Here is a 23,637-nt window from a genome sequence, read left to right as displayed (position 1 = left end):
GCACCCCTCCCAGACGACGCCAAGAATCCGGCATCCTGGGTCATCGCATAGGGAACGGATAGCTCCCTACGGGGCGAGGCCCACGAGTTCGGCGCTGCGATCCCAGAGCGAGCGCGCGAGAGCGGGGTCGTCAGCACGCCGATGGGTCGTGGCGGGCTTGTTGTTGGCGTAGAAGCCCCCCGGCTGCCAATCGACGCCGGGCTTGCCGAGCGCGAGCCACGTCAGGCGGGCACCGCCGACGTCGGTCGAGGTCATGAAGCGTTCTGCGAGAGGCCCGCCGTACAGGAACTTCCACGAACCGCTCGACGTCGACCCGAAGCTGGAGGCGATCACGCCGGGATGGAACGCGACCGCCGCCATCCCCGCATCGCCGAAACGCCGATGCAACTCCTTCGTGAAGAGCACGTTCGCGAGCTTGGCGTTGCCGTACGCGCGGGATGCCGAGTAGCGGCGCTCCCCCTGCAGGTCGTCGATGTCGAAGCGAGAGAACAGGCGCGCCGCCGCGCTCGAGGTCTGGATGACGGAGGCCCGCGACTCCAGCAGCGTCTCGCGCAGCAGGTTCGTGAGGAGGAACGGCGCGAGGTGATTCACCTGGAGCGTGACCTCGAACCCGTCGCCCGTGAGCTTCCGGTCACCGAAGATGCCGCCCGCGTTGTTGGCGAGCACGTCGATGCGGGGGAACTCCGCGCGCAGGGCGTCGGCGAGCGCACCCACCTGTGCGAGGTCGGAGAAGTCGGCGGTGAACGAGCGCACGCCGAGCGCGTCGGCGACCCGGCGCGTCTTGTCGGGATTGCGGCCCACGACCACGACCTCCTCGCCGATGTCGTGGAACTGGCGGGCGGCGGCCGCGCCGATTCCGTCGCTGGCTCCGGTGATCACGATCGTGCGGGGCATGGGTCCTCCAGGGGGTGTGGACCGGCCACGCTAGCGAGCCCACCGAGCAGAACCTGAGGGGTTGCCCCGCGGCATCCGGAACTCCCCCGAACTCACAGCCCGCTCCCAGCCCCGCGGGACCAAAACGACAGGGGCCCGCGTTCTCCTCAGTGATGCCCGAACCGGCATCGCAGGCGAAAGGACCACACCGTGACCACGGAGTACCGCAAGACGTCGGAGGCGCTGGGACGCCTCACCGACCGCCAGTTCGCCGTCACGCAGGACGACGCGACGGAGCCGCCGTTCCGCAACGAGTACTGGGACAACCACGAGCAGGGGATCTACGTCGACGTCGTGTCGGGGCAGCCGCTGTTCTCCTCCACGGACAAGTTCGACAGCGGATCGGGCTGGCCGAGCTTCACCAGACCGATCGACGCCGATGCCGTCGTGCAGAAGACCGACCGGACGCTGTGGATGACGCGCACCGAGGTGCGCTCGAGCGGAGCCGACAGCCACCTCGGTCATGTCTTCGACGACGGCCCCCGCCAGGCCGGCGGACTGAGATACTGCATGAACTCGGCCGCTCTGCGCTTCGTCCCCGTCGACGAGCTCGAGGCCCAGGGCTACGGTGCGTACCTGGCGCTCTTCCGCGAGAGCCGCGCCTCGTGACCCCCTTCTCCCTCTTCTCCCACCGCGATCGCAAAAGGAGCGACACCATGACCAGCGGACCCACCGACACCGGCGAGATCACCCGCCGCCCCGGCACCGAGACCGCCGTCCTCGCGGGCGGCTGCTTCTGGGGCGTCGAGGATCTCATCCGCCGCCAGCCCGGCGTGCTCGACACCCGCGTCGGCTACACCGGCGGCACCAACGATCACGCGACCTACCGCAACCACCCCGGTCACGCCGAGGCCGTCGAGATCGTCTTCGACCCCACGAAGACGTCGTACCGCGACATCCTCGCGTTCTTCTTCCAGATCCACGACCCGTCGAGCCTGAACCGTCAGGGCAACGACATCGGCACGAGCTACCGCTCGGCGATCTTCCCGCTCTCCCCCGAGCAGGAGCAGGTCGCGCGCGACACCATCGCCGACGTCGACGCGTCCGGCATCTGGCCCGCGAAGGTCGTCACGACCATCGAGCCCGAGGCTCCCTTCTGGGAGGCCGAGCCCGAGCACCAGGACTACCTGGTCCGCATCCCGAACGGCTACACGTGCCACTTCGTGCGCCCCGGTTGGGTGCTGCCCAAGCGCGAGAGTGCCACCGCGTAAGTCACGAGCGAGGGCCCGGATGCCATGGCATCCGGGCCCTCTGGCGTTTCCGGCACGCCGGCGGTTGGTACGGTGGCGGCACCATGGACATCCGGTTGGACACCGCGTCGTCGACGCCGCCTTTTGCGCAGGTGCGCGCGCAGATCATCGCGCTGATCGACGGCGGCGAGCTGCCGACCGGGACCCGACTCCCTCCCGTGCGCACGCTCGCGACCGACCTCGGCCTCGCGGCCAACACCGTGGCGCGCGTCTACAAAGAGCTCGAAGAGGCGGGCTTCGTCGAGACCCGCGGCCGGGCCGGGACGTTCGTCTCAGCCGGGACGGATGCCACGCGCGCCCGCGCCGCGGACGCCGCGGCCGCGTTCGCCCGCGCGATGCGCGATTTGGGCGTCGACGCGTCGGACGCGCTGGATCTTGCGCGGGCCGCGCTGGGGAACGAGCGCTGACTCAGCCCTGGCCGGGCGCGCCCCAGCGCGCACCGGGGCCGGGGTCCGCGCACGTCGCGTCGGCGGCGAGCGCGGCGACCTGCGCGCGGATGACGACCGATCCGTCGTCGATGCGCATGACGCTGAACACGATGCCCTCCTGGCTGTCGGGAGTGGGGAGTTCCCCCACGTTCATCTCGCCCGTGTTCCCGGCCGGGTAGTGCGGCATGAAGGGAATCGTCAGGCCGGGAGTCGGGTTCGCGGCCATCCAGTTCACGGTGTCGACGGCGTCGGCATCCGGGATCCGCCAGTACCCGGTGAGAGTGGCGACGGGGGTGCACGGCCAGGCTTGGTGGGAATGGAACGCCGGGACGTCCCCCGCCTCGACGCGAACGGCTCCCTCGGGCACCGAGGCGGAGTCGAGCCAGGTCTGGGCGCGTGCGACCGCGCCGGCGTCGGCCGTGGGGGTCGCAGACGCGGATGAATGGGGTGACTCCTGCGACGCGGGCGGCGGACCCGTGCGTGTCGGCGACGGGTCCGCACTCTCCGCCGGCGTGGCACATCCCGCGAGGACACCGACGAGAAGCATGCCGGCAATGACGAGGGGCCCCCGCCCCCGGGGTCGCGTACGCATGCCGCCACCCTACGGCGGATAGCGTGAGGATATGGCGCGGATCCTGCTCACCGGCATGTCGGGCGCGGGCAAGTCGACGTTGCTCGCAGAGCTCGCGCGGCGTGGTCATCACACGGTCGAGACCGACCTCGAGGGATGGACCGACGGGAACGGTGGCCCGTGGAACGAGGACCGGATGACAGGTCTGCTCGAGAGTCATCGAGACGTGGTCATCTGCGGAACGGCGGAGAATCAGGGTCGATTTCGCGCGTGGTTCGATCACGTGGTGCTCCTCAGCGCTCCCCTGGACGTGCTGATCGACCGGGTTCGCGCAAGGACAGACAACCCCTACGGGAGGACTCGCGCACAACAGGAGGAGATCCGGGGATACGTGCGAGACGTGGAGCCGGCGCTTCGCCGGATGGCGACGGTGGAGTTCGACGGACGCCGAGCGGTGAGCGACCTCGCTGACGCTGTCGAGGCCCTGACCTGACGAGTCGCAACCCCCGTCCCCGCCCTGACACGGATGCCTACGCTCGATACGTGAGCGGATACGACGTCGTGGTCATCGGAGCGGGGCTCGCCGGGCTGCGGTGCGCCACACGCCTCGCGGAAGCGGGGCGGGATGTCGTCGTCCTCGAAGCGGAGGACGCGGTCGGAGGGCGCGAACGCACCGACATCGTCGACGGATTCCGCCTCGATCGGGGATTCCATGTGCTCAACCCGGCGTATCCGGCGGTCCGACGGTGGGTCGACGTCGGCGCACTGGCGCTGCGGAGATTCCCGGTCGCTCTCGGCGTGCGGCTCGAAGACGGTGTGGCGAGGATCGCCCATCCCCTTCGCCAGCCGGCGACGATCCCGGCGTCGCTCGGGAGCGGGCTCGTTCGCCCCGCCGACCTGCTGCCCCTCGCGCGGTGGACGCTTCCCGTCCTGCTGAGTCCGCGCGCGGGGAAGCACGGACCGGATTGTCGACTCGCCGAGGCGTGGGATCGCGCGGGCCTGCGCGGACCGCTGCGCGAGAGCGTGCTCGAGCCCTTCCTCGCGGGCGTCCTCGCCGACGATCGACAGGAGACGTCCGACGTCTTCGTGCGTCTTCTCGTGCGCAGCTTCGCGCTCGGCGCCCCGGGCGTGCCCGCCGCGGGGATCGGCGCTCTCCCCACGCAGCTCGCCGACACCGCGCGGCGGGCGGGAGCCGGCATCCGCCTCTCTCATCGAGTGAGCGCCACCCGGCCGAACGGTCGGGGATGGCGTGTGGATATCGAGGGGATGGATGCCGTCGACGCCCGTGCCGTGGTGCTCGCCACCGGGCTCGCCCCTGGTCTGGACGTCCCCCTCCCCCGCCCTCGCGGGCTCCAGACGTGGTGGTTCGCCACCGACGAACGCCACAACGACGACGCGGCCCTGCGCGTGGACGGGCTGCGTCGCGGACCGATCGTGCACACCGCGATCGTGACCAACACCGCGCCGACGTACGCGCCGCGCGGTCAGCACCTCGTCGAGGCGACGACCGTGCTGCCCACCACGGCGACGGAATCGGACGTCCGCGGCCAGCTCGCCGAGCTGTGGGGAACCGACACCCGGCCGTGGCGACTGCTGCGACGCGACGACATCGCCGCCGCGCTCCCGGCGCAGCACCCGCCGCTGCAGCTGCGGCGCCCGGTCCGCCTCGGCGACGGACGGTACGTCGCCGGCGACCACCGCGACACCGCGTCGATCCAGGGCGCGCTCGTCTCGGGGCAACGGGCCGCCGAGGCCGTACTCGACGACCTCGGTCAGCGCTGAGCGAGCGCCTCCAGCGCCGCGCCGGTCACACGCCGCGTCGTCCACTCCTCCATCGCCTCGGCGCCGAGCGCACGGTAGAACCCGATCGCGGGCTCGTTCCAGTCCAGCACCGTCCACTCCAGGCGCGGGTACCCCTCCGCGAGACACTCCGCGGCGAGCGCCGACAGCAGCGCCACGCCGTACCCGTTCGAGCGGTACTGCTCGTGGACGTAGAGGTCTTCGAGCCAGATCCCGTGCTTCCCGGTCCACGTGGAGTACGTGAGGAACCAGATCGCGATCGCGCGGATCTCGCCGTCCCCACCGTCCACGACGAACGCGAACGCGCGGGGGTCGTCGCCGAACAACGTGGTCGTGAGCATCTCGACGGTGTTGTCGACGGCATCCGGTTCGCGCTCATAGTCGGCGAGGGCCTGGATGCACGCGAGGATGCCCGCCTCGTCGCCGGGGCGGGCGCGGCGCAGCACGGCGCCGTCGGTGAGTTCTGTCATGGCTGAGGCTCCCAGCTCTCAAGGGCGACGCGGCGGAAGTTCCCGCCGAGGACCGCCTGGATATCGGTGTCGTCCCACCCGCGGTCGCGCAGCGCCGCGCCCAGGCCGACGAAGGTCTCGGGCGGCATCCATTCGACCGGTCCCCAGGCGGTATAGCTCGCGTCGTACAACCCGGGGCTGTCGGCGAGCGCATCCCGGAAGGTCTCCCAGTCGAACGAGAAGTCAGTGCTCACCCCGCCGTGCCGGATGCCGATGACCTCCACGGCGTGTTCGATGTGGCGCACCATCGCCTCGAGCGTGGGGGTGTTGGGACCGAGGAAGATGCCGACGCCGGTGACGCCGACGACTCCCCCGGTGTCGGCGGCCGCGCGCGCCTGGTCGTCGGTGATGTTGCGGGGGTGGTCCCACACGGCCCGCATGCACGAGTGGCTGAAGACGACCGGGCGCGTGGACGCCGCGCACATGTCGAACGTCGTCCGCGCGCCGACGTGCGAACCGTCCGGCACCATTCCGTGGCGGTTCATCTCGGCGATGAGATCGCGGCCCCATCGGGACAGGCCGGGGTCGACGGTGTCCAAGCACCCGCCGCCGGCGGCGTTGGCATAGTTGTAGACCGGACCGAGGGTGCGCACGCCCCGCGCGACGAGGGTTGCGACGGCGTCGAGGTCGCCCCCGAGGGGCGCCGCGTCCTCGAGGTCGAACACGACGGCGGTGTCACCGGCCGCGGCGATGCGGTCGACGTCGGCGACCGACGCGGCGAGCTCCAGCCCGTCGATGCCGTCGATCTGCGCGCGGAAGGCGCGGAGGAGGGATGCCGTGACCTCGGGGCCGTGCGGGGCGTAGCCGACGTTGAGCGAGACGAGTCCGCCACCCGCCGGTCGGTAGCGGTGGAGCTCGCTCAGGTCAGCGGTCTCGACGAGCTCGGCGCACGCGTGCTGGTCCCACAGCATCAGGCGACGCCCGCGCGGGCGGACAACGCCGGGTCGAGGGCCTCGCGCTCGTCGAAGACGAAGCAGTCGCCCTTCCAGTGCGCGTCACCCTCGGCGGCGAACCAGCCGAGGATGCCGCCGTCGAGCTGGTACGCGTCGAGTCCCTGGTCGCGCAGGTACAGCGCCGCCTTCTCGCACCGGATGCCGCCCGTACAGAAGCTCACCACGGTCTTGCCGTCGAGGTCCGCGCGATGGGCGGTCGCGGCATCCGGGAACTGCGTGAACCGCTCGATGCGCCAGTCCCGTGCGCCGGCGAACGTGCCGTAGTCGACCTCGAACGCGTTGCGCGTGTCGACGAGCACGACCTCGCGCCCCTCGTCGTCGGTGCCGCGATCGAGCCAGCGGCGCAGCGTGGCGGGCGACACCGCCGGGGCGCGGCCGTCCTGCGGGCGCACCTCCGGCCGATCCATCCGGATGATCTCGCGCTTGACCTTCACGAGCAGTCGCCCGAAGGGCACGGCATCCGACCAGCTCTCCTTCGTCTGCAGCGCGGCGAAACGCGCGTCGGAGTGCAGCTCGTCGACGAACCCGCGAACGGGGTCGGCCTCCCCCGCGAGGAAGAGGTTGATGCCCTCCTCGGCGAGCAGGATCGTCCCGCGCAGCCCCGCGTCGGCGGCGCGCTCGCGGAGCACGGGCCGCAACGCCGCGGGATCGTCGATGCGCGTGAACAGATACGCCGAGACGTTGAGGACGGATGCCATGGCATCCAGGGTACGCAGAGCGCAAGGCGCCCCCGCGTGCACCGTCGACCTCGGTACCGTGACAGGACCGCTTCCTGGAGGTCCCGTGCCCGAAAGCCCCGCCGTGTCGGTCGTCATCCCCGTCCGCGACGACGCCGTCCCCCTCGCGGCGTGCCTCGAGGCGCTCGCCGCGCAGCAGCGACCCGCGGACGAGATCATCGTGGTCGACAACGCCTCGACCGACCGCAGCGGGGCCATCGCCCGGGCGGCCGGAGCACGCGTGGTGTACTGCAGCGAGCGGGGCATCCCTGCCGCCGCGGCCGCCGGGTACGACGCCGCGCGCGGCGAGCTCATCCTGCGGCTCGACGCCGACAGCCTTCCCGCCCCCGGATGGATCGCGCACATGACCGCCGCGCTGTCCGACCCGGCCGTGGATGCCGTCACCGCCGGCGCCGTGTTCCACGACGGTCCCGAGCGGCAGCGCCGGACGATGGCATGGGCGTTCCTGGGCACCTACACCGCCTTCGCCTTCCCGGCGCTGGGGCATGCGCCGCTGTGGGGATCGAACATGGCCTTCCGCCGTCGCGCATGGCAGAGCGTTCGCGACCGTGTACACCTGGATCCGAACCTGCACGACGACCTCGATCTGGCCTTCCACCTCGGCGAGCACCACCGCATCCGGATCATCCGGGGACGTCAGCAGATGCGCGTCTCGTCACGCACGGTGCGGCCGCGACGGTTCGCGAAAAGCTTCTCGCGCGGCATGGGCACGGTGTTCGCGCACTGGCCGCACGAGATCCCGCCGCTGCGGTGGGCCCGGCGGCTCGGCTGGCGCCGCTGATGACGGCCGTGCTGTTCCCGAACGTCGAGGCGCCCGACCTTCACGTGATGAGCTTCAACATCCGTCGACGGTTCGAGCGGATCACCTGGCCGCCCGAGGACCGCTGGGGCCTGCGCAAGCAGCGGCTGCGGGTGTTCCTGGGTGCGAACAAACCCCACGTCCTCGGATCGCAGGAGGCGCTGCCGGATCAGGCGCGGTGGGTGCAGGACTCGCTCGGCAGCTCCTACGGCCGGATCGGCCGCGGTCGCGGGAAGAACCGCGACGGCGAGGGCACGCCGATCTTCTACGACCGCGACCGCGTCGAGCTCCTGGACTGGACCCAGGTCGCCCTGTCCGATACGCCGGCGCTGGACGGTTCGACGGGCTGGGGCAACACGATCCCGCGGATCGCGGTGATCGCCCGCTTCCGCGACGCCGCGACCTCCGCCCCCTTCGTGTTCGTCAACAGCCACTTCGACGCGTTCTCGCGGCGCGCCCGCCGACGCTCGGCACGGTGGCTCGCGGACCTCGCCTCGGACGAAAACCTGCCCCTGATCTTCACCGCGGATGTCAACGCACCGGTGCGCTCGCGCGAGCTCGCGGCGATGTTCGAGGGCGGCGGTCTCGTGGACACGTGGTCGTACGCCCCCGCGCGACGCACCGTGGAGTGGGGCACCTTCAACAACTATCGCCGGCCGAGAGCCGGCGCACGCAGGATCGACGCCATCCTCGCCACCCCCGACGTCGGCGTGCGGGCGGTGGGGATCGATCCCCGCCCGACGGGCACGAGCTGGCCCTCTGACCACCTCTCCGTCCAGGCCGTGGTGCGGATCCCGGCGACGCGATGATCGCCGCGCTCTACGCCAATCTCCGGCGGCCCCCGCGCACCCCGTCGGAGTGGGCGGCGGATGCCGTCCGGGCCGCCGCGATCGTGGGCTTCGTGGTCGCGGCCGTCACCCTTCCCGCGACGGACGCAGCGGTCCTGTCGATGACGCTGCCGGCGGTCATGCTCGCGCGAATGCTGGGCCTCCGCGCAGGTTTCGACCTCGCCACCTGCCTGACCGTGATCGTGGCCGCGGGCAGCAACGTGATCGATCTCTACCGCGCGTGGACAGGGTGGGACCTCGTCGTGCACGCCGTGTGCACCGGAGTGTTGGCCGCCGTCGCGCTCGTGCTTCTCGACGACACCGGCGTCATCGCGCGAACCGGCCGACGCCGCACACCGATCGTGGTGGCCACGGGCGCGGGACTGGCCCTGAGCGCCGTGTGGGAGATGGTGGAGTGGTTCGGCTACCGCTTCATCACGGACAGCATCTTCGTCACCTACGACGACACGATCGGGGACATGGTCGCGGGCGGGATCGGGGCGCTGGTCGCCGGCATCCTGGCCTCCCGCCTCCCCCTGACGCGAGGCGATCGCGCGGCCGTCTGACCGCGCGATCGCCCCGTCCGCACGTCAGATGCGCCCGGCGACATCCCGGCCGACGAGGTCGCCATCAGGGTTCGGCTCGCTGAGCTGCTCGCCCGGGGCGGTCGATCCCTCCAGGGGCGGAAGCCCCGCCTCCACGCGCGCCCCGATCTCGGCATCCACGTTCTTCCAGTACTGCACCGCCCGGTCGCGCACGTCGGCCCGGGTGACTCCGCCGACATGCCCGGTGATCGTCTCCACCAGACGGTCGCGGGCGTCGGCCGACATGACCTCGCGCACGAGCGTGCCCGCCTGCCCGAAGTCGTCATCGTCGGGGTGGAGGGTCGCCGCCGATCGCACGAGTTCGCCATCGCTCTGCCACCCGCCATCACCGGCGCGTCGCGGGTCGGCGGCGGGACCACCGGCCGAGTTGGGGGCGTAGACCGGTACCTCGGGCGGGTTGTACTCGTAGCGCATCGCGCCCTCCTTGGAGTACGAGTGCACTTCCGTGTGCGGACGGTTGACCGGCAGCTGCTGGTAGTTGGTGCCCACGCGGTAGCGGTGCGCGTCGGCGTAGCTGAAAATCCGCGCCTGCAGCATCTTGTCGGGGCTGCCGTCGATGCCCGGCACGAAGTTCGACGGCTCGAACGCAGCCTGCTCGATCTCGGCGAAGTAGTTGCCCGGGTTGCGGTTCAGCTCCATCGTCCCGACCTCGATCTCGGGATAGTCGCTGTGCGGCCACACCTTCGTGAGGTCGAACGGGTTGAAGCGATAGGTCTTGGCATCCTCATACGGCATGATCTGGACCTTCAACGTCCAGGTCGGGAACTCGCCACGCTCGATCGCCGCATACAGGTCCCGGATGTGGAAGTCGGCGTCTTGTCCGGCGATCTGATCGGCGTCGTCCTGCGTGAGAGTCCGGTGTCCCTGGTCGGTGTGGAAGTGATACTTCACCCAGAACCGCTCACCGGCGGCGTTGATCCACTGGTAGGTGTGCGACCCGTACCCGTTCATGTGCCGCCAGGAAGCCGGGATGCCGCGGTCCCCCATGAGCCACGTGACCTGATGGGCGCTCTCGGGCGAGAGCGTCCAGAAGTCCCACTGCATGGTGTTGTCGCGAAGGTGGCTGCCGGGGAGGCGCTTCTGCGAGCGGATGAAGTCCGGGAACTTGATGCCGTCCTTGACGAAGAACACCGGGGTGTTGTTGCCGACGAGGTCGTAATTTCCCTCGGTCGTGTAGAACTTCAGCGCGAAGCCGCGCGGGTCGCGCCAGGTGTCGGGGCTGCCCTGCTCCCCCGCGACAGACGAGAAGCGCGCGAGCATCTCGGTCTCAACACCGGGTTGGAAGAGCGCTGCTCGCGTGTAGGCGGAGACGTCGCCTGTCGTACGGAACGTCCCGAACGCCCCGCCGCCCTTGGCGTGAACGACACGCTCAGGCACGCGCTCACGGTTGAACTGCGCGAGCTTCTCGATCAGATAGTGGTCGGTCAGGGCGATGGAGCCGTCGGCTCCGACGCTCTGCGAGTGCTCGTCGCTGGCGACGGGTGCTCCGTTGTTGGCGGTGGTGGGCTCGGACATGGCGCTCCTCACGTGAGATCCGGGGGACGCTCTCGACGCTACGCAGGCGTCCGCCGGCGGACGAGCCATTGCGTTCGCCGTCCGGAGCGCGTACCGTCCCGCGGCTGTCAATCCCCGGCTTTCGCGGTGTGCGCCTCGCGAGCATGGCGGGACCGGACGGAAGGAACAGGACATGTCGAAGGATCTGTCGAAGGGCGACCGCGTCAGCTGGGACACGCCCCAGGGACGCACGGAGGGCGAGGTCGTGGAGAAGAAGACGAAGGACTTCCAGCACGACGGCCAGAAGTTCACGGCATCCGACGACGAGCCGGCCTACATCGTGAAGTCGGAGAAGTCGGGCTCGACCGCCGCCCACAAGGGCTCCGCGCTGAACAAGCTCAAGAGCTAGCGCGTCCCGGGCTCCGGACCTGCGGTGACAGGGCGCATGGTGCGGCATGACCACACTGCGTTTCCGCCGATATATCCGGAGCCCCGCCCCGCCTTCCGCTGGGCCTGTCCGATCACCCCGCCCCCTCCCTCCGCTTGCGCATCTGCGCGAGCGCGAGAGACAGCCGGTGGTTCCCCGCGAGGACGTCCTCGTGTCTTTCCAGGAACTCCCAGTAGGCGTCGGTGAACACCGAGTCCTTGGCGTCCTGAGCCGACGGCCACCACGACCCCATCTTCTGCAGGTACGCCCCGCCCGAGACGTAGGGTTTCGTGGCGACGAGGCCGCCGTCGGCGAATTGGCTCATCCCCATGACGTTGGGCACCATGACCCAGTCGTAGGCGTCGACGAACAGCGCCAGGAACCACGCGTTGACCTCGCGGGGAGCGTATCCCTGCAGCAGGAACCAATTGCCGAGCACCATCAGCCGCTCGATGTGGTGCGCGTAGCCCCGCCGATGGACGCGCTCGAGCACCGTGCGCACCGGCACGGGGAGGTCGGAGGGCAGCCGCCGCCCCGAGTACCAGTACTTCTCCAGGCGGCTCTCCAGATGCAGCGCATTGACCCGTTCGAGTTCCGGGTGCGCCCGGTACATGCCGCGCATGTACTCCCGCCAGCCGATCACTTGCCGCACGAATCCCTCGACGGATGCCAGCGGTGCATCGGTCCGGGTGACCGCGGCGATCACCTCGTCGACGGTGAGCAGACCGATGTTGAGCATGGGCGAGATGACCGCATGGAACAGGAAGGGCTCGTCGGCCTTCATCGCGTCCTCGTACCGACCGAAGTCGGCGAGGCGCTCGGCGACGAACACCTCGAGCCAGGCGCGGGCAGCCTCGGGGGTGACGGGGAGCCAGAACTGCGTCGCGGAACCGGGATGATCGGGGAAGCGCTCGTCGACCTCGGCGATGACCGCCGAGGTGATCACGTCGTACTCCCGCACCGGCAGCGGTGGGATCTCGACGCCCTTCCTCGGCAGTGGCTTGCGATTGTCGGCGTCGAAGTTCCAGCGGCGCCCGACCGGTCTTCCGCCGTCCATCAGGATGCCGGTGCGCCGACGCTGCCAGTGGTAGAAGTCCTCCATGAGCGGCGCGGGGTGCTCGGCGAACCACTCGTCGACCTCCTCCTCGGGTGTGAGGAAGAGACCGTCCGGCAGGATGTCGGTCTCGACCCCGTGCGCCGCGCAGATCGCCGCGATGCGCTCGTCGACGGGGCGGTTCGGGTCACTCATCCACACCAGCTCGGTGACTCGATGCTTCCGGATGAGCCGCTCCAGGCCCGCTCGGAACGTGAGGTCGTCCGCCAGCGTGATCCGCCGCACGGTCCGCCCCTGCTCCTCGAGGCGCCTCGCGGTGTGGCGCATCGCCGACACCAGGAGCACGATCTTGTGCCGGTGATACGGCAGCTTCGCGAACCGCGGGGCCGACTCGATGAAGAAGAACTCCTCCACGTCGTCGTCGGCGAGCGCCGGATGCGCCGCGAACTGCTGCGTCGCGAGGATCAGGGCCGCCTTCACGCGCGCCGCCGTTGCTTCGCCGCGTCGGCACGGCATCCGCGGGAACAGTAGAGGACCTCGTCCCACTGGTCGCGCCCGCTCCAGCGTTTGCGGTCCGAGAAGGGTCTGCCGCAGTGGGCGCACGGTTTGGTGCGGGGTGCGGGTCGTGCCATGTGGTCATCGTGCCAGTGCCTCCCACCGCGGATCGGGGGCTTGCGCCGCGCACACGGAACGCGCTTGCGCAAGGGGTGTGCGTGCATCGGAGGACACTGATCGGGTGGATGCCATGACCTCCACACCGGACAGCACCCCCGACACCGCCGATCAGCCCGACGAGCTCGAGACGGCCGATCTTCCCGACATCCCCGACGGGACCGACGACGACGATGCCCCCGTGGACAACCCCTCCGGCGGCTGACGCCGCACGACCGGCCCGGGCACTCGCGCGGGTCGGTCTTCGCGTGTGCCGGCGGGCGCGCCGCGCCGACCTTCGCCGTCACGGCCTCGATCTCCGGGCGTCGCGAGCCCGCGCGAGCCGCGCCGCCACCTCTTCCTCACCCCACCGCGAACCGCGCGCCCCGAACCCGTATCCGTCCCGCGTACCCCCGCCCTGCAGCCAGGAAAGAGCCCTTAGGCCTGACGACGCATCCGTGCTACCGTGGAGTATTCGTTCTGGGACTTGCTTCATCGACGTCCGCCTCATCGTTGAGATGCCGGGCGCGCGGCACCGAGCCTTCATCGATGCGATTCCCTCCTCATCTCCGCGCGGTCCGCTCGGACCGACCTCCCGGTCGTCGTCGGGCCGCGGAAAGTTCGCGTGTCTGTCCTGCTCCCCCCGCCCCTGTCCTGGCGACAGGCCGATCGCGATGTCTTCGTCGCGACGGCCGAGTCGTCCTATGCCGGTTTCGTCGGCGCCGTTCCCGAGGGCTTCGAAGCCCAGGGTCCGCGCGGCGAAGACCTCGGCATCCATGAGTCCGCCGACGAGGCCCGTGCCGCCGTCGACGCCCACCGCGTCCGCACGACCGTTCCGGTCGCGCGACGTCCCCGTCCGCTCCGCATGCGTCGGAGCGGCGCCCACGGTCGCAGTTGCGGCCCGAAAAGAAAAAGGAAGAACACGATGGCCACTGGCACCGTGAAATGGTTCAACTCCGAGAAGGGCTACGGGTTCATCGCACCCGACGACGGCTCGGCCGACCTGTTCGCGCACTTCAGCGCGATCCAGGGCAATGGCTTCAAGGAGCTGCAGGAAGCACAGAAGGTCGAATTCGACGCCGAGCAGGGCCCCAAGGGCATGCAGGCGGCGAACATCCGCCCCCTCTGAGCTCACGCTCCTCAGCGAAGGCCGGGAGCGCCGCTGCGGCGGCGCCCCGGCCTTCGCCGCGTTCACGGGGCCATGACGGGCCGTCCTCGTGATGTCCGTGGGGTGACCGGTTCCGGTGAGTCTGCCGTGCGTGCCGGCGTATACCGGCGGCCCCATACGCGGCGACGTAGTGTGGGCCACAGCCCGGGCAATCGCTCCGGTTCCCGACTTCGGTCATCACCGCGAGGAGCATCTTCATCGCCTCCACCATCGCCGAGTCCCGACTCGGTCCCGTCCGACAGACGTATTCCGGCACCGCCGAATTCCCCCCGATCGCCAAGGCCTACACCGAGCTCTCACAGGTCGTTCGCGAAAGCGGGCTCCTGGCCCGCACCCCCGTCTTCTACGCGCTCGTCGCCGGCGCGGTCGCGCTCGGCTTCGGCGGCGCGATCACCGGCTTCGTCCTTTTGGGCGACAGCTGGTTCCAGCTCCTGATCGCGGCGGCCCTCGGCATCCTGTTCACGCAGGTCGCCTTCCTCGCCCACGAGGCCAACCACCGTCAGATCTTCGCCTCGGGAAAGGCGAACGACCGCCTGGCGCTGTGGATCGGCAACGGCATCGTCGGCATGAGCCAGTCCTGGTGGGCGACGAAGCACACCCGTCACCACGCCAACCCCAACCGTGTCGGCAAGGATCCTGACATCGAGATCGACACGATCTCCTTCCTCGACGAGGATGCCGCGACCGCCCGTGGCCTGCGCCGCTGGATCACGCTGCGTCAGGGCTGGCTGTTCTTCCCCCTGCTCACCCTCGAGGGCCTGAACCTCCATGCCCTCGCCGTACGCCACCTCGTCTCCCGAGGCGAGGTGAAGGGTCGCTGGACCGAGCTCGGACTGCTCGCCCTCCGCTTCGCCCTCTTCGTGGCCCCGGTCTTCGTGTTCCTCCCCCTCGGGATGGCCTTCGCATTCGTCGGCGTACAGCTGGCCGTCTTCGGCGTGTACATGGGCGCCTCCTTCGCCCCCAACCACAAGGGCATGGCCGTCATCGCCCCCGGTGCGAAGCTCGACTTCTTCAGCAAGCAGGTGCGCACCTCCCGCAACATCTCCGGCGGGTGGTGGGCGACCTGGCTCATGGGTGGGCTCAACTACCAGATCGAGCACCACCTGTTCCCGAACATGCCGCGGCCGCATCTCAGCCGTGCGCGGGAGATCGTGCGCGAGCACTGCGACACGCTGCAGGTACCGTACGTCGAGACGACGCTCCTGCAGTCGTATGGCATCGTCATCGCGTACTTGAACCGTGTGGGGTTGGCTGCCCGCGACCCGTTCGAGTGCCCGATGACTTCGGCGGCGCGCCGGGTCTGACCCCGCGCCGCCTCCCCGATCGCCGTTCCGCTTCCGCGGGACGGCGATCGGTCGTTCAGCCCCGCGGGACCTCGTGGAGCTCGAGGTCGCGCACGGCGCCGTCAGCGAGAGCGAGCGCCATCATCGTGCAATGCGGCTGGCGGCGACGGTCGGTCGGCGAACCCGGGTTCAGCAGCCGGAGGCCGCCCGGGGTGACCGTGTCCCACGGGATGTGGCTGTGACCGAAGACGAGCACGTCGGTCTCGGGGAAGGCGGCATCCATCCTCCGCTCCCGGCCGGCGGCGGCACCGGTCTCGTGAACCACCGCGAGGCGCACGCCCTCGACCTCGGCCCGCGCGACCTCCGGTAGCCGCGTCCGCAGGTCCGCGCCGTCGTTGTTCCCCCACACGCCCAGCACCGTGGCCAGGGCCCCGAGGTCGTCGAGCACCGACGCCGTGACCCAATCCCCGGCGTGCACGACGAGATCGACTCCGGAGGCCGCTCGACGCACGGCATCCGGAAGGCTCCGCGCCCGCTTCGGGACGTGCGTGTCCGCGATCAGGAGCAGGCGCGTCGTCATCGGGCTCACGCTACCGGCTGACTTGAGAGGATGGGGCGGTGACGATCCGCCGCCGCGCCCTCCTCGCCCTCCTCGTCGACGTCGTGTTCGTCGTCGTCTTCGCCGGGATCGGGCGGGCAACGCACGACGGCGACGTCCTGGGCCCGGGCGGGTCGGGTCTCGCCACGACGGCGTGGCCGTTCCTCGCGGGGCTGCTGCTCGGGTGGGTTGTGAGCCTGGCGTGGCGACGTCCCGCGGCGCCGGCGCGGACCGGACTCCCGGTGTGGGCCGTGACGCTCGTGGTCGGGATGCTGCTGCGCGCGCTGAGCGGTCAGGGCGTCGCGGCGGCGTTCATCGTGGTGGCGGGAATCACGTTGCTGCTCTTCCTCGTCGGCTGGCGCGGGATCGCCGCCCTCCTCGCCCGCCGCCGCGTCAGTCGATCAGCGTGACGTCGACCTGGATCTCGGCCGCGAGGTCCTGAAGATCCTCCACGATCTCGTCGAGCCCGCCCCCCTCGGCGAGCGTCGCGTTGACCGACGCCTCGAACAGGCGGCCGCCCGACATCGCGGCATCCATGGTCTGGGTCGACATCCGCTCGATGCTGGCGCCGCGAGTGCTCAGCGCGCCCGTGATCTCGCGCACGATACCCGGGCGATCGTTCCCCACCACCGTGAGCGCGACGGTGCGTGCCGTCGTCGCCGACACCGGGGCCGGCCCGTGCACCGTGACCCGGAGGGTACCCGCCGCCGCCTCCAGCGCGGTCCGCAGGTCGTCGGCCCGGTCGGATGCCACCGACACCTCCACGATCCCGGCGAAGGCGCCGGCGAGTTCGGCGAGCTCGCTCGTCTCCCAGTTGCCGCCGTGCGCCTCGACGATGTCCGCGAGGGAGGCCACGAGCCCCGCCCGGTCGTCGCCCACCACGGTGATCACGAGAGTCGTCATGCTCGAAAGCGTAGTCACCGGGCCCTGGTAGCGTGAGGCCTGGACCGGAGAGAGGGGGCACGGGATGATCGCGTCGTTCCTCGCCGCCCTGAACCTCCTGCTCGTCGCCGCGGACGTCGCGCTCGTCCCGGACGGCGGCACCTCTCCAGCACCCCTCCTCGCCCTGGCGCTCGCCGCCGCGGTCGTGCTCACCGTCGCCGTCGCCGTCGTGGTGTTCCGGCTCCTGGCCGGCGCCCCTCCCGTGCGGCCGACGCGCCCCATCGATCCCTCCGCTCCGCTCGCGCAGAGCGATCCCGACGCCGCCGGCCACCCGCGCCCGCGAGCTCCCGGACGCGCAGCCCCGGCCGCGTAGAACGCCCCGGCGCCGTCGACGGCGCCCGTGTGGCATCCCCTCGTGGCCGATCGCGCCCTGATCGCTTCCACGAACGGATACCTCCTTGGACCTCTTCGCCCTGCCGCCGCTCGCGGCCCTGCTCGACCTGACCACCCAGGGTCTGCTGACCCTCACCGCCCTCCTCTCCCCCGTCGCCGGGGGAGCCGCCGCCGCCCTGGCGGTCGTCCTCATCACGCTGGTCGTCCGGGCCGCGCTCATCCCCGTCGGGGTGTCGCAGGCACGGGCGGAGCGCGACCGCGCACGCCTCGCCCCGCGTCTGCGCGCGGTGCGCGAACGCTGGGGGAAGAACCCCGAACGCCTGCAGCGCGAGACGATGCAGCTCTACCGCGACGCGGGAGTCTCCCCCTTCGCGGGGTGCCTCCCGGTGCTCGCGCAGGCGCCCGTCGTCGGCCTGCTGTACGCCGTGTTCCTCCACTCGACGGTGGCGGGCCACGCCAACGCACTGCTCACGCAGCAGCTCGCGGGAGTACCGCTCGGAACGAGCCTCCTCACCGCCGTCGGGGGCGGGACGGCGGATGCCATGACCCTCGCGCTCGTCGGGATCATCGTCGCCGTGATCGCCGGCGCCGGCGAACTCACGCGGCGCTTCCTCCGTCCGCCGTTCGACCCGGCCACGCCGCGGTCCGTGGTCGTGATGACCGCGATACTGCCGTTCACCACCGCGGTGGTCGCGCTGTTCGTCCCCCTCGCCGCGGGCCTGTATCTCGCTGTCACGACGGTGTGGACCTTCGCCCAACGCCTGATCCTGCGGCGGTTCTACCCGATCGACGACGGGCGGGCGGCGTCCCGCCGGGGGGCCTGAGCGAGGTTCACCGCGGCCATGGCCAGCACGATGAGCGCGGCCCCGGCGGGGAACAGCATCGCCGTCTCGACCGAGACGCGCTCGGCGATCGCGCCGGTCACCGCCGACGACAGCGCCTGCGCGAGCGTCAGCGCCGAGGCGAGCACCGTCATCGTGGTGGCGGTGCGCCCGACCGGCGCACGGTGCCCCGCGAGGCTGAACAGCGTCACGAGCGACGGCCCGATGCCGACGCCCATGAGGCACAGCACTGCCGTCACGGTGACCACGGAACCGCCGACCGAGTACGCTCCGGCCGAGGCGAACAGCAGGCTCGCGAACGTCACGAGCCGCCACCGCAGCGAGAACCGCGTGGGGAGCACCGCCACCGCCAACGCGAGCACCGCCGACCCGACGCCCATCACGCCGTAGAGCAGGGCCCCCGCCTCGGCGGCGCCGCGCGCCTCCATGAACGCCGTGAGCGAGGTCAGGGTCGAACCGAAGAACGCGCCGACGCCCACGACCGCGACGACCAGCACCAGGAGGCGCGGCCGGAGCAGCTCGCGCGCGGGAGCCATCGCGCCGCGCTCCGATGCGACCGGCACCACCCGTCCGGTGGGGTGCAGCGCGAACGCCGTGACGAAGACGAAGCTGAGGACGGCCGCGGCGACGATCGGCGCCCACGGCGCGAGGACGGCCGCGAGGACCCCGACGACGAACGGTCCGATGACGAATGCGGTCTCGTCGGCGGCGGATTCGTACGCCATCGCGCGCGAGAACGTGCGCTCGCGGCGGTCGGGCGCGATCCGGTCGCCGATCAGCGCCATGACGCGGCTGCGCGACATCGCCGCCGTCTGCGGACCGGTGAGGCCGATCGCGACGGCGGCCGCGAGGACGAATCCGTCGCCGAGCGGCGAGTCGACGACCAGCGGGAAGAGCGCGAGCAGGATGCCGTTGGCCAGGCCCGTGGGAACGAGAACGCGCGACTGTCCGTACCGGTCAACCAGGTCACCGAGGATCGGACCCGCGACCACGACCCCGATACCGACGGCGGCCGACGTGAGCCCACCGAGCGCGACGGAGCCGCGGACGGCGACCACGAGCGCGAGGACGCCGACCGTCATCATCGCGAACGGCAGCCGGGCGACGAACGCGACCGGGAAGAACCAGAACCCCGTGTGGTGGATCAGCGAGCGGGACGCGACGGATGGAACGGGGTGGTGCATGGGGATCTCCGGGACAGGGGGCGGTGCCGCCTTGCCGGTCCGGTAGGTAGATGCACGAGGTGCGGCGGGCGAACCCGCACCGTTATTCTACAGAGCCCGTCCGCGGGAGGGCTCAGGAAACGAGCGCCACGACGGCGGCGACCACCGACGCGAGGGCCAGGACGAGGGCGATCGCGATCAGCACGGTGTGCACGATGAGGAACGGCGTCGGCTTCCCGGCGGCATCCCGGGCGCGGGGGTCCTTCGCGATCCGCGGGTAGAACCGGGGCCACACGACGGCGTTGAAGACGGCGTTGGCGAAGAGCAGGACGATGAGCAGCGGTTCCACGCTGCGAGCCTACGTGGGTGCGCGTCAGGTCGCGCAGACGATGCACCGCCGCGCCGTCGGCCGCACCTCGAGGCGCCCGTCGGCGATGGGCCGGCCGCACACCTCGCACACGCCGAAGACCCCGGATGCCACGCGCTCGCGCGCCGCGCGAATCTCCTCGCGCTCCGCACGCGCCTCGCGAGCCAGGGCGTCGACGTGCGCCCACTCCCCCGAGAGCGTCGACCCCTCGGGGTCGTGCTCGTCGTCGGCCGTGGCATCCGCGCGATCGCGCCGCAGGCTGTCCGCGTCGGCGGTCAAGTGCCGCAGACGCCGCTCGACGGCGTCGTCGAGCGCGTCGAGGAGCGCGGTGGCTCGGGTGGCATCCATCCCACGACGCTACTGCCGCCCACCGACACGGGGGCGGGACTGGATTCCGGGCGACCGGACCGACACGATCGGGGGATGGCCGACCTCACCAAGCACTGGACCCCGTTGTCCGTCGCGTTCCTCGTGCTGTCACTCCTCGGGCTCGTCGGAACGTGGACCTTCAACGTCCTCGCGGTCGTGCAGACGGTCGATTTCTTCGGCGACCTGGTGTCCAGCGGTCCCGCCGTGTCATCGATCAGCGTCGATCTGCTCATGGTCGCGGCGGCCGGCAGCGTCTTCATCCTCGTCGAGGGGCGACGCCTCGGCCTGCGGCACGCGTGGCTCTACGTCGTGCTGTCGGCGCTGACGGCCTTCGCTTTCACCTTCCCGCTGTTCCTGGCGATGCGGGAACGGAAGCTGACGGCCCGGGCCCGCGCGAACGCGTGAACCCGGGCCGGACGGGGTTCAGCGGCCGAGGCCGGCGCGCAGCCCCTCGACGAGCGGCGTCGTCGGGTGTCCGATCACACGGGCGAGGGTGCCGTCGGTCTGCGACAGCACGCCCCGGGCGATCGCGTCGTCGATGCCGGCGACGAACGCCGCGGTCCCGGCATCCAGACCGGCCTCCTGAAGACCGGCGGCGAGCTGCTCGACCGACACCGGCTGGTACGCGACGTCGCGGCCCAGGACCTCGGCCGCCGCGGCCGCGAGCTCGTCATACGTCCACGTCACGTCGCCGCCGAGCTCGAGTGTCTGGCCGGCGAGGTCGTCGGTCGTGAGGGCCACCGCGGCCGCTTCGGCGTAGTCACGGCGGTTCGCACTCGCCACACGCCCGGCGCCGACCGCGGCGACGATGACGCCGGAGTCCGCCGCGCGCGAGACGGCGTCGAGGTAGTTCTCGTTGTACCAGTTGTTGCGGAGGATCGTGGCTTCCAGTCCCGACGCCGCGATCGCGCGCTCGGTGGCGAGGTGGTCGGCGCCCAGGGCGTACTCGATCTCGTCGACGCGCGGTGCGCTGGTGTAGACGAGACGTTCGACGCCGGCCGCCCGGGCCGCGTCGACGACGTTGCGGTGGCCCGTCGCGCGATCGGGGTCCGTGCCGGAGATGAGCAGGACGCGCGTGACGCCCTCGAGCCCCGTGGCGAGGGTCTCCGGACGGGAGTAGTCGAACTCCACGACGCGGATGCCGCGCGCGGCGATGTCGTCGGCCTTCGCGGGGGTGCGGACGCCGGCGACGATGTCGGTCGCCGGGACGCCGCGCTCGAGGAGGGCGTCGACGACGTGGCGTCCGAGGTGGCCGGTGGCGGCGGAGACGAGGAGGGTCATGGGGTGTCCTTTCGATCGGTACGCCGGAGCCCAACGCGTCCCGAACCGCCGCATTCCGGAATGACGGTACCCACTTTCGGGTTAGGTACTCACATGATGGTGAGTCTCGCGGAGATCCGGGCGGAACGGCCGGACGTTTTCACCGAGGGGTGCCCCACCCGCACGGTCCTGGACCACGTGATGGGCAAATGGGGTGTGCTCGTCCTCGTCGCGCTCTCGGACGGGACGCAACGCTGGGGCGAGCTGCGCCGCAACATCACGGGCATCAGCGAGAAGATGCTTGCGAGCACCCTCAAAACGTTGGAGGCCGACGGCCTCGTGCGACGCACCGCCTACCCCGAGGTGCCGCCGCGTGTCGAGTACGCGCTCACCGACCTCGGACACGACCTCATGCGGCGCGTCCTGCCGCTCATGGAGTGGGTCGCCGACAACGCGGCGGAGATGCTGGATCGGCAGGACTGAGCGCCACCGCGTTCTACGCTCGTTCCATGCGCCTCCCGTTGCGACTCCCGAGCGAAAGCCTGAGCTTCCGCTCCCCGCGACGCGGACCGTTCCTGCAGGTCGCCAAGTCCGCGGTGGCGCTGATCGCCGCCTGGATCATCGCCGATCTCCTGGTGCCCGGGCCGCCGCCGATCTTCGCCGCGATCGCCGCGGTGCTGGTCGTGCAGCCCAGCATCAACCAGTCGTTCATCCGGGCGGTCGAGCGCAGCGTGGGGGTGATCGTCGGCGTCGTCATCGCCTCGCTCCTGGGCATCGTCCTCGGCTCGCCGACCTGGGTGATCCTCCTGGCCGGCGCCGTCTCGCTCGTCATCGCCTGGGCGCTGCGCATGTCGCCCGGCGCGACCAACCAGGTCGCCATCAGCGCGCTGCTGGTCCTGGCCCTCGGTACGGCGACCCCGAACTACGCACTCGATCGCGTCATCGAGACGGTCATCGGGGCGATCATCGGCATCGTGGTGAACACCGCGCTGGTCCCGCCGGTCCTCGTGCCGCCCGCCCGCGAGAAGCTCGACGTCCTCGGCCGCGAACTGGCGGCGGCGCTCGAGCGCCTCGCCGACGCGCTGGAGACCCCGCAGACCCGTGAGTCGCTCGAGGGCCTGCTGCTGGAAGCGCGCCTGCTCCGCCCGGTGCGTGACGCCGCCGCCGACGCCATCCGCGACGGCGCGGACTCCCTGTCGCTCAATCCCCGCAGTTCCCGGCACCGCGCCGATCTCGCCGATATGCAGGCCCGCCTGGACCGGTTCACGCCCGTCGTGACCCAGACGGTGGGGATGACGCGCGCCGTCTACGACGGCTACACCTCATCGATCGCGGACGACCCTTCGGTGCGCGCGATCGCCGAGCAGTTGCACCGCGCCGCCCACGACGTTCGACGGGATTTCTCCCTCGACCCGCCGTCGGCCCACGAGCCCCTCGCCGAGGAGCCCGCTCTGACGCGGCCGCTGCAGATCCGCACGCCCTCGACGGAGCACTGGGTACTCGTCGGATCGCTGTTGATGGACCTGCACAGGATCCACGAGAGTCTGCGCGAGGAGCAGGCCTGAGCGGCTGCTCACGGCCCCCGCACCGGAGAGCCCTGGTTGACTGGGCGCATGGGTACCGCGATGTTCCCGTTGGGAGCCGTTCTCTTCCCCCACACGCCCCTCGCGTTGCGGATCTTCGAGGAGCGCTACCTCGTGATGCTCGGCATGCTGCTCGACGAAGCCGACCCGGAGTTCGGCGTCGTCCTGATCGAACGCGGCACCGAGACCGGAGGCGGCGACCAGCGCTTCACCCTCGGGACGATGGCACGGCTCAGCCACGTCGTCCCGCAGGCAGGACAGATGTCGATCGTCGCGCGCGGAGCAGAACGCTTCGAGATCGTGCAGTGGCTCGAGGACGCCCCGTACCCGCGGGCGGAGGTGCGCCCCCTCCCCGACCTCGAGTGGAACGAGGCGCTCGCTCCGCTCCTGGAGGAGACCGAACGCATCGTGCGGCGGGTTCTCGGACGCGCACGCGAGTACGGCGTCGCGCGGTGGGACCCCGAGGTGGAGCTCTCCGAACAACCGCTGGAGCGCGCGTGGCAGGTCGCCGCGATCGCCCCGCTGGGCGAACTCGACCAGATGGAGCTGCTGCGCTCCCCGACCGTCGGCGGACTTCTGCGGGCGACGATCGATCTGACGCTGGCGGCCGAACCGCTGCTCGGCGATCCCGTCCCGGACGGCGTGATCGTCGTCACGGACGATCCCGACATCGACCCGGACGACGTCTGAC

General features: G+C 70.9%; 33 protein-coding genes. 19 read left to right on the top strand and 14 right to left on the bottom strand.

Going from position 1 to position 23,637, the window contains the following annotated elements:
* Positions 1–66: 66 nt before the first annotated feature.
* Positions 67–894: an SDR family NAD(P)-dependent oxidoreductase gene (locus LL239_RS13110; RefSeq protein ID WP_228163883.1), complete on the bottom strand. Its 828-nt coding sequence runs from the start codon at positions 892–894 to the stop codon at positions 67–69.
* A gap of 189 nt (positions 895–1,083) precedes the next feature.
* Between LL239_RS13110 and msrB the strand changes: the two genes are divergently transcribed.
* The 3 genes from msrB to LL239_RS13095 all read left to right on the top strand — a co-directional run bounded on the left by msrB (position 1,084) and on the right by LL239_RS13095 (position 2,590).
* Positions 1,084–1,542 carry a peptide-methionine (R)-S-oxide reductase MsrB gene (msrB, locus tag LL239_RS13105; protein WP_228163882.1) on the top strand — a complete coding sequence of 153 codons (459 nt, stop codon included), beginning with the start codon at positions 1,084–1,086 and terminating at the stop codon, positions 1,540–1,542.
* A 47-nt stretch (positions 1,543–1,589) separates the two neighbouring features.
* Complete coding sequence (msrA, locus tag LL239_RS13100; RefSeq protein WP_228163881.1) at positions 1,590–2,144, top strand: peptide-methionine (S)-S-oxide reductase MsrA; 555 nt, start codon at positions 1,590–1,592, stop codon at positions 2,142–2,144.
* 83 nt (positions 2,145–2,227) lie between these two features.
* Positions 2,228–2,590: a GntR family transcriptional regulator gene (locus tag LL239_RS13095; protein WP_228163880.1), complete on the top strand. Its 363-nt coding sequence runs from the start codon at positions 2,228–2,230 to the stop codon at positions 2,588–2,590.
* A 1-nt stretch (position 2,591) separates the two neighbouring features.
* On the opposite strand, the gene LL239_RS13090 is transcribed toward LL239_RS13095, so the two are convergent.
* Positions 2,592–3,203 carry a hypothetical protein gene (locus LL239_RS13090; RefSeq protein ID WP_228163879.1) on the bottom strand — a complete coding sequence of 204 codons (612 nt, stop codon included), beginning with the start codon at positions 3,201–3,203 and terminating at the stop codon, positions 2,592–2,594.
* Positions 3,204–3,234: 31 nt separating this feature from the next.
* On the opposite strand from LL239_RS13090, the gene LL239_RS13085 reads away from it, so the two are divergent.
* Both LL239_RS13085 and LL239_RS13080 read left to right on the top strand, forming a co-directional pair.
* Positions 3,235–3,675, top strand: coding sequence for an AAA family ATPase (locus LL239_RS13085; protein WP_228163878.1), 441 nt, complete (start codon positions 3,235–3,237; stop codon positions 3,673–3,675).
* A 50-nt stretch (positions 3,676–3,725) separates the two neighbouring features.
* On the top strand, positions 3,726–4,964 hold the full coding sequence (locus LL239_RS13080) for an NAD(P)/FAD-dependent oxidoreductase (protein ID WP_228163877.1): 1,239 nt from the start codon (positions 3,726–3,728) through the stop codon (positions 4,962–4,964).
* On the opposite strand, the gene LL239_RS13075 is transcribed toward LL239_RS13080, so the two are convergent.
* The 3 genes from LL239_RS13075 to LL239_RS13065 are packed head-to-tail and all read right to left on the bottom strand — an operon-like array spanning position 4,955 to position 7,142.
* Positions 4,955–5,452, bottom strand: a complete 498-nt coding sequence (locus LL239_RS13075) for a GNAT family N-acetyltransferase (protein WP_228163876.1) — start codon at positions 5,450–5,452, stop codon at positions 4,955–4,957. The genes LL239_RS13080 and LL239_RS13075 overlap by 10 nt on opposite strands.
* A complete protein-coding gene (locus tag LL239_RS13070; protein WP_228163875.1) occupies positions 5,449–6,402 on the bottom strand; it encodes a dipeptidase in 954 nt (317 codons plus the stop codon). The genes LL239_RS13075 and LL239_RS13070 overlap by 4 nt, the downstream gene beginning before the upstream one ends.
* Positions 6,402–7,142, bottom strand: a complete 741-nt coding sequence (locus LL239_RS13065) for a sulfurtransferase (RefSeq protein ID WP_228163874.1) — start codon at positions 7,140–7,142, stop codon at positions 6,402–6,404. Before LL239_RS13065 ends, LL239_RS13070 begins: the two co-directional genes overlap by 1 nt.
* Before the next feature lie 85 nt (positions 7,143–7,227).
* On the opposite strand from LL239_RS13065, the gene LL239_RS13060 reads away from it, so the two are divergent.
* The 3 genes from LL239_RS13060 to LL239_RS13050 are packed head-to-tail and all read left to right on the top strand — an operon-like array spanning position 7,228 to position 9,373.
* Positions 7,228–7,962 (top strand): glycosyltransferase family 2 protein, encoded by a 735-nt coding sequence (locus LL239_RS13060; RefSeq protein WP_228163873.1) that lies wholly within the window; start codon positions 7,228–7,230, stop codon positions 7,960–7,962.
* Complete coding sequence (locus LL239_RS13055) at positions 7,962–8,789, top strand: endonuclease/exonuclease/phosphatase family protein (protein WP_228163872.1); 828 nt, start codon at positions 7,962–7,964, stop codon at positions 8,787–8,789. Before LL239_RS13060 ends, LL239_RS13055 begins: the two co-directional genes overlap by 1 nt.
* Positions 8,786–9,373: a hypothetical protein gene (locus tag LL239_RS13050; RefSeq protein WP_228163871.1), complete on the top strand. Its 588-nt coding sequence runs from the start codon at positions 8,786–8,788 to the stop codon at positions 9,371–9,373. The genes LL239_RS13055 and LL239_RS13050 overlap by 4 nt, the downstream gene beginning before the upstream one ends.
* A gap of 24 nt (positions 9,374–9,397) precedes the next feature.
* Here LL239_RS13050 and LL239_RS13045 read toward each other — a convergent pair whose 3' ends face one another.
* Entirely contained in the window at positions 9,398–10,927 is a 1,530-nt protein-coding gene (locus LL239_RS13045; RefSeq protein WP_228163870.1) for a catalase, read from the bottom strand.
* A gap of 172 nt (positions 10,928–11,099) precedes the next feature.
* Here LL239_RS13045 and LL239_RS13040 point away from each other — a divergent pair, with 172 nt between their 5' ends.
* The gene (locus LL239_RS13040; protein ID WP_228163869.1) at positions 11,100–11,315 is read left to right on the top strand and encodes a hypervirulence associated TUDOR domain-containing protein; all 216 of its coding nucleotides are present in this window, start codon (positions 11,100–11,102) and stop codon (positions 11,313–11,315) included.
* 112 nt (positions 11,316–11,427) lie between these two features.
* Here LL239_RS13040 and LL239_RS13035 read toward each other — a convergent pair whose 3' ends face one another.
* Complete coding sequence (locus LL239_RS13035; RefSeq protein ID WP_228163868.1) at positions 11,428–12,867, bottom strand: cryptochrome/photolyase family protein; 1,440 nt, start codon at positions 12,865–12,867, stop codon at positions 11,428–11,430.
* Positions 12,864–13,019 (bottom strand): DUF2256 domain-containing protein, encoded by a 156-nt coding sequence (locus LL239_RS18150; protein WP_374197635.1) that lies wholly within the window; start codon positions 13,017–13,019, stop codon positions 12,864–12,866. Before LL239_RS18150 ends, LL239_RS13035 begins: the two co-directional genes overlap by 4 nt.
* Positions 13,020–13,132: 113 nt before the next feature.
* On the opposite strand from LL239_RS18150, the gene LL239_RS17850 reads away from it, so the two are divergent.
* From LL239_RS17850 to LL239_RS13025, 3 genes are all read left to right on the top strand, one after another.
* The gene (locus LL239_RS17850) at positions 13,133–13,264 is read left to right on the top strand and encodes a hypothetical protein (protein WP_267189221.1); all 132 of its coding nucleotides are present in this window, start codon (positions 13,133–13,135) and stop codon (positions 13,262–13,264) included.
* 699 nt (positions 13,265–13,963) lie between these two features.
* A complete protein-coding gene (locus tag LL239_RS13030; RefSeq protein ID WP_026095524.1) occupies positions 13,964–14,167 on the top strand; it encodes a cold-shock protein in 204 nt (67 codons plus the stop codon).
* Between the two features lie 230 nt (positions 14,168–14,397).
* Positions 14,398–15,510, top strand: a complete 1,113-nt coding sequence (locus LL239_RS13025) for a fatty acid desaturase family protein (protein WP_374197638.1) — start codon at positions 14,398–14,400, stop codon at positions 15,508–15,510.
* Between the two features lie 55 nt (positions 15,511–15,565).
* Here the strand turns inward: LL239_RS13025 and LL239_RS13020 are convergent, their stop codons facing one another.
* Positions 15,566–16,069, bottom strand: a complete 504-nt coding sequence (locus LL239_RS13020) for a metallophosphoesterase family protein (protein ID WP_228163867.1) — start codon at positions 16,067–16,069, stop codon at positions 15,566–15,568.
* A gap of 38 nt (positions 16,070–16,107) precedes the next feature.
* On the opposite strand from LL239_RS13020, the gene LL239_RS13015 reads away from it, so the two are divergent.
* Complete coding sequence (locus LL239_RS13015) at positions 16,108–16,497, top strand: DUF3054 domain-containing protein (protein WP_228163866.1); 390 nt, start codon at positions 16,108–16,110, stop codon at positions 16,495–16,497.
* Here LL239_RS13015 and LL239_RS13010 read toward each other — a convergent pair.
* The gene (locus LL239_RS13010; protein ID WP_228163865.1) at positions 16,481–16,990 is read right to left on the bottom strand and encodes a glycine cleavage system protein R; all 510 of its coding nucleotides are present in this window, start codon (positions 16,988–16,990) and stop codon (positions 16,481–16,483) included. The two genes, LL239_RS13015 and LL239_RS13010, sit on opposite strands and share 17 nt — an antisense overlap.
* A 64-nt stretch (positions 16,991–17,054) precedes the next feature.
* On the opposite strand from LL239_RS13010, the gene LL239_RS13005 reads away from it, so the two are divergent.
* Together LL239_RS13005 and LL239_RS13000 are read left to right on the top strand one after the other, a co-directional pair.
* Positions 17,055–17,342: a DUF6412 domain-containing protein gene (locus LL239_RS13005; RefSeq protein ID WP_228163864.1), complete on the top strand. Its 288-nt coding sequence runs from the start codon at positions 17,055–17,057 to the stop codon at positions 17,340–17,342.
* An 85-nt stretch (positions 17,343–17,427) separates the two neighbouring features.
* Positions 17,428–18,186: a YidC/Oxa1 family membrane protein insertase gene (locus LL239_RS13000; RefSeq protein ID WP_228163863.1), complete on the top strand. Its 759-nt coding sequence runs from the start codon at positions 17,428–17,430 to the stop codon at positions 18,184–18,186.
* Here the strand turns inward: LL239_RS13000 and LL239_RS12995 are convergent.
* The 3 genes from LL239_RS12995 to LL239_RS12985 form a co-directional block, all read right to left on the bottom strand.
* Positions 18,141–19,388, bottom strand: a complete 1,248-nt coding sequence (locus LL239_RS12995; RefSeq protein ID WP_228163862.1) for an MFS transporter — start codon at positions 19,386–19,388, stop codon at positions 18,141–18,143. The genes LL239_RS13000 and LL239_RS12995 overlap by 46 nt on opposite strands.
* A 112-nt stretch (positions 19,389–19,500) precedes the next feature.
* Complete coding sequence (locus LL239_RS12990; RefSeq protein ID WP_228163861.1) at positions 19,501–19,716, bottom strand: SCO4848 family membrane protein; 216 nt, start codon at positions 19,714–19,716, stop codon at positions 19,501–19,503.
* Between the two features lie 24 nt (positions 19,717–19,740).
* Complete coding sequence (locus LL239_RS12985; protein ID WP_228163860.1) at positions 19,741–20,082, bottom strand: TraR/DksA family transcriptional regulator; 342 nt, start codon at positions 20,080–20,082, stop codon at positions 19,741–19,743.
* A gap of 75 nt (positions 20,083–20,157) precedes the next feature.
* On the opposite strand from LL239_RS12985, the gene LL239_RS12980 reads away from it, so the two are divergent.
* Entirely contained in the window at positions 20,158–20,508 is a 351-nt protein-coding gene (locus LL239_RS12980; protein ID WP_228163859.1) for a DUF2834 domain-containing protein, read from the top strand.
* An 18-nt stretch (positions 20,509–20,526) separates the two neighbouring features.
* On the opposite strand, the gene LL239_RS12975 is transcribed toward LL239_RS12980, so the two are convergent.
* Positions 20,527–21,384 carry an SDR family oxidoreductase gene (locus tag LL239_RS12975; RefSeq protein WP_228163858.1) on the bottom strand — a complete coding sequence of 286 codons (858 nt, stop codon included), beginning with the start codon at positions 21,382–21,384 and terminating at the stop codon, positions 20,527–20,529.
* A gap of 93 nt (positions 21,385–21,477) precedes the next feature.
* Here LL239_RS12975 and LL239_RS12970 point away from each other — a divergent pair, with 93 nt between their 5' ends.
* Genes LL239_RS12970 through LL239_RS12960 form a run of 3 tightly spaced genes read left to right on the top strand, consistent with a single transcriptional unit; the run spans position 21,478 to position 23,636 of the window.
* Positions 21,478–21,846: a winged helix-turn-helix transcriptional regulator gene (locus LL239_RS12970; RefSeq protein WP_228163857.1), complete on the top strand. Its 369-nt coding sequence runs from the start codon at positions 21,478–21,480 to the stop codon at positions 21,844–21,846.
* A gap of 26 nt (positions 21,847–21,872) precedes the next feature.
* Positions 21,873–22,928 (top strand): FUSC family protein, encoded by a 1,056-nt coding sequence (locus LL239_RS12965; protein ID WP_228163856.1) that lies wholly within the window; start codon positions 21,873–21,875, stop codon positions 22,926–22,928.
* Positions 22,929–22,976: 48 nt separating this feature from the next.
* Positions 22,977–23,636, top strand: coding sequence for an LON peptidase substrate-binding domain-containing protein (locus tag LL239_RS12960; RefSeq protein WP_228163855.1), 660 nt, complete (start codon positions 22,977–22,979; stop codon positions 23,634–23,636).
* Position 23,637: the final 1 nt, after the last annotated feature.

Source organism: Microbacterium testaceum (assembly GCF_020781835.1).
Classification (GTDB): Bacteria; Actinomycetota; Actinomycetes; order Actinomycetales; family Microbacteriaceae; genus Microbacterium; species Microbacterium testaceum_H.
Note: the sequence above shows the minus strand (reverse complement) of the source record. Positions and strands in the feature narration are given on the sequence as shown.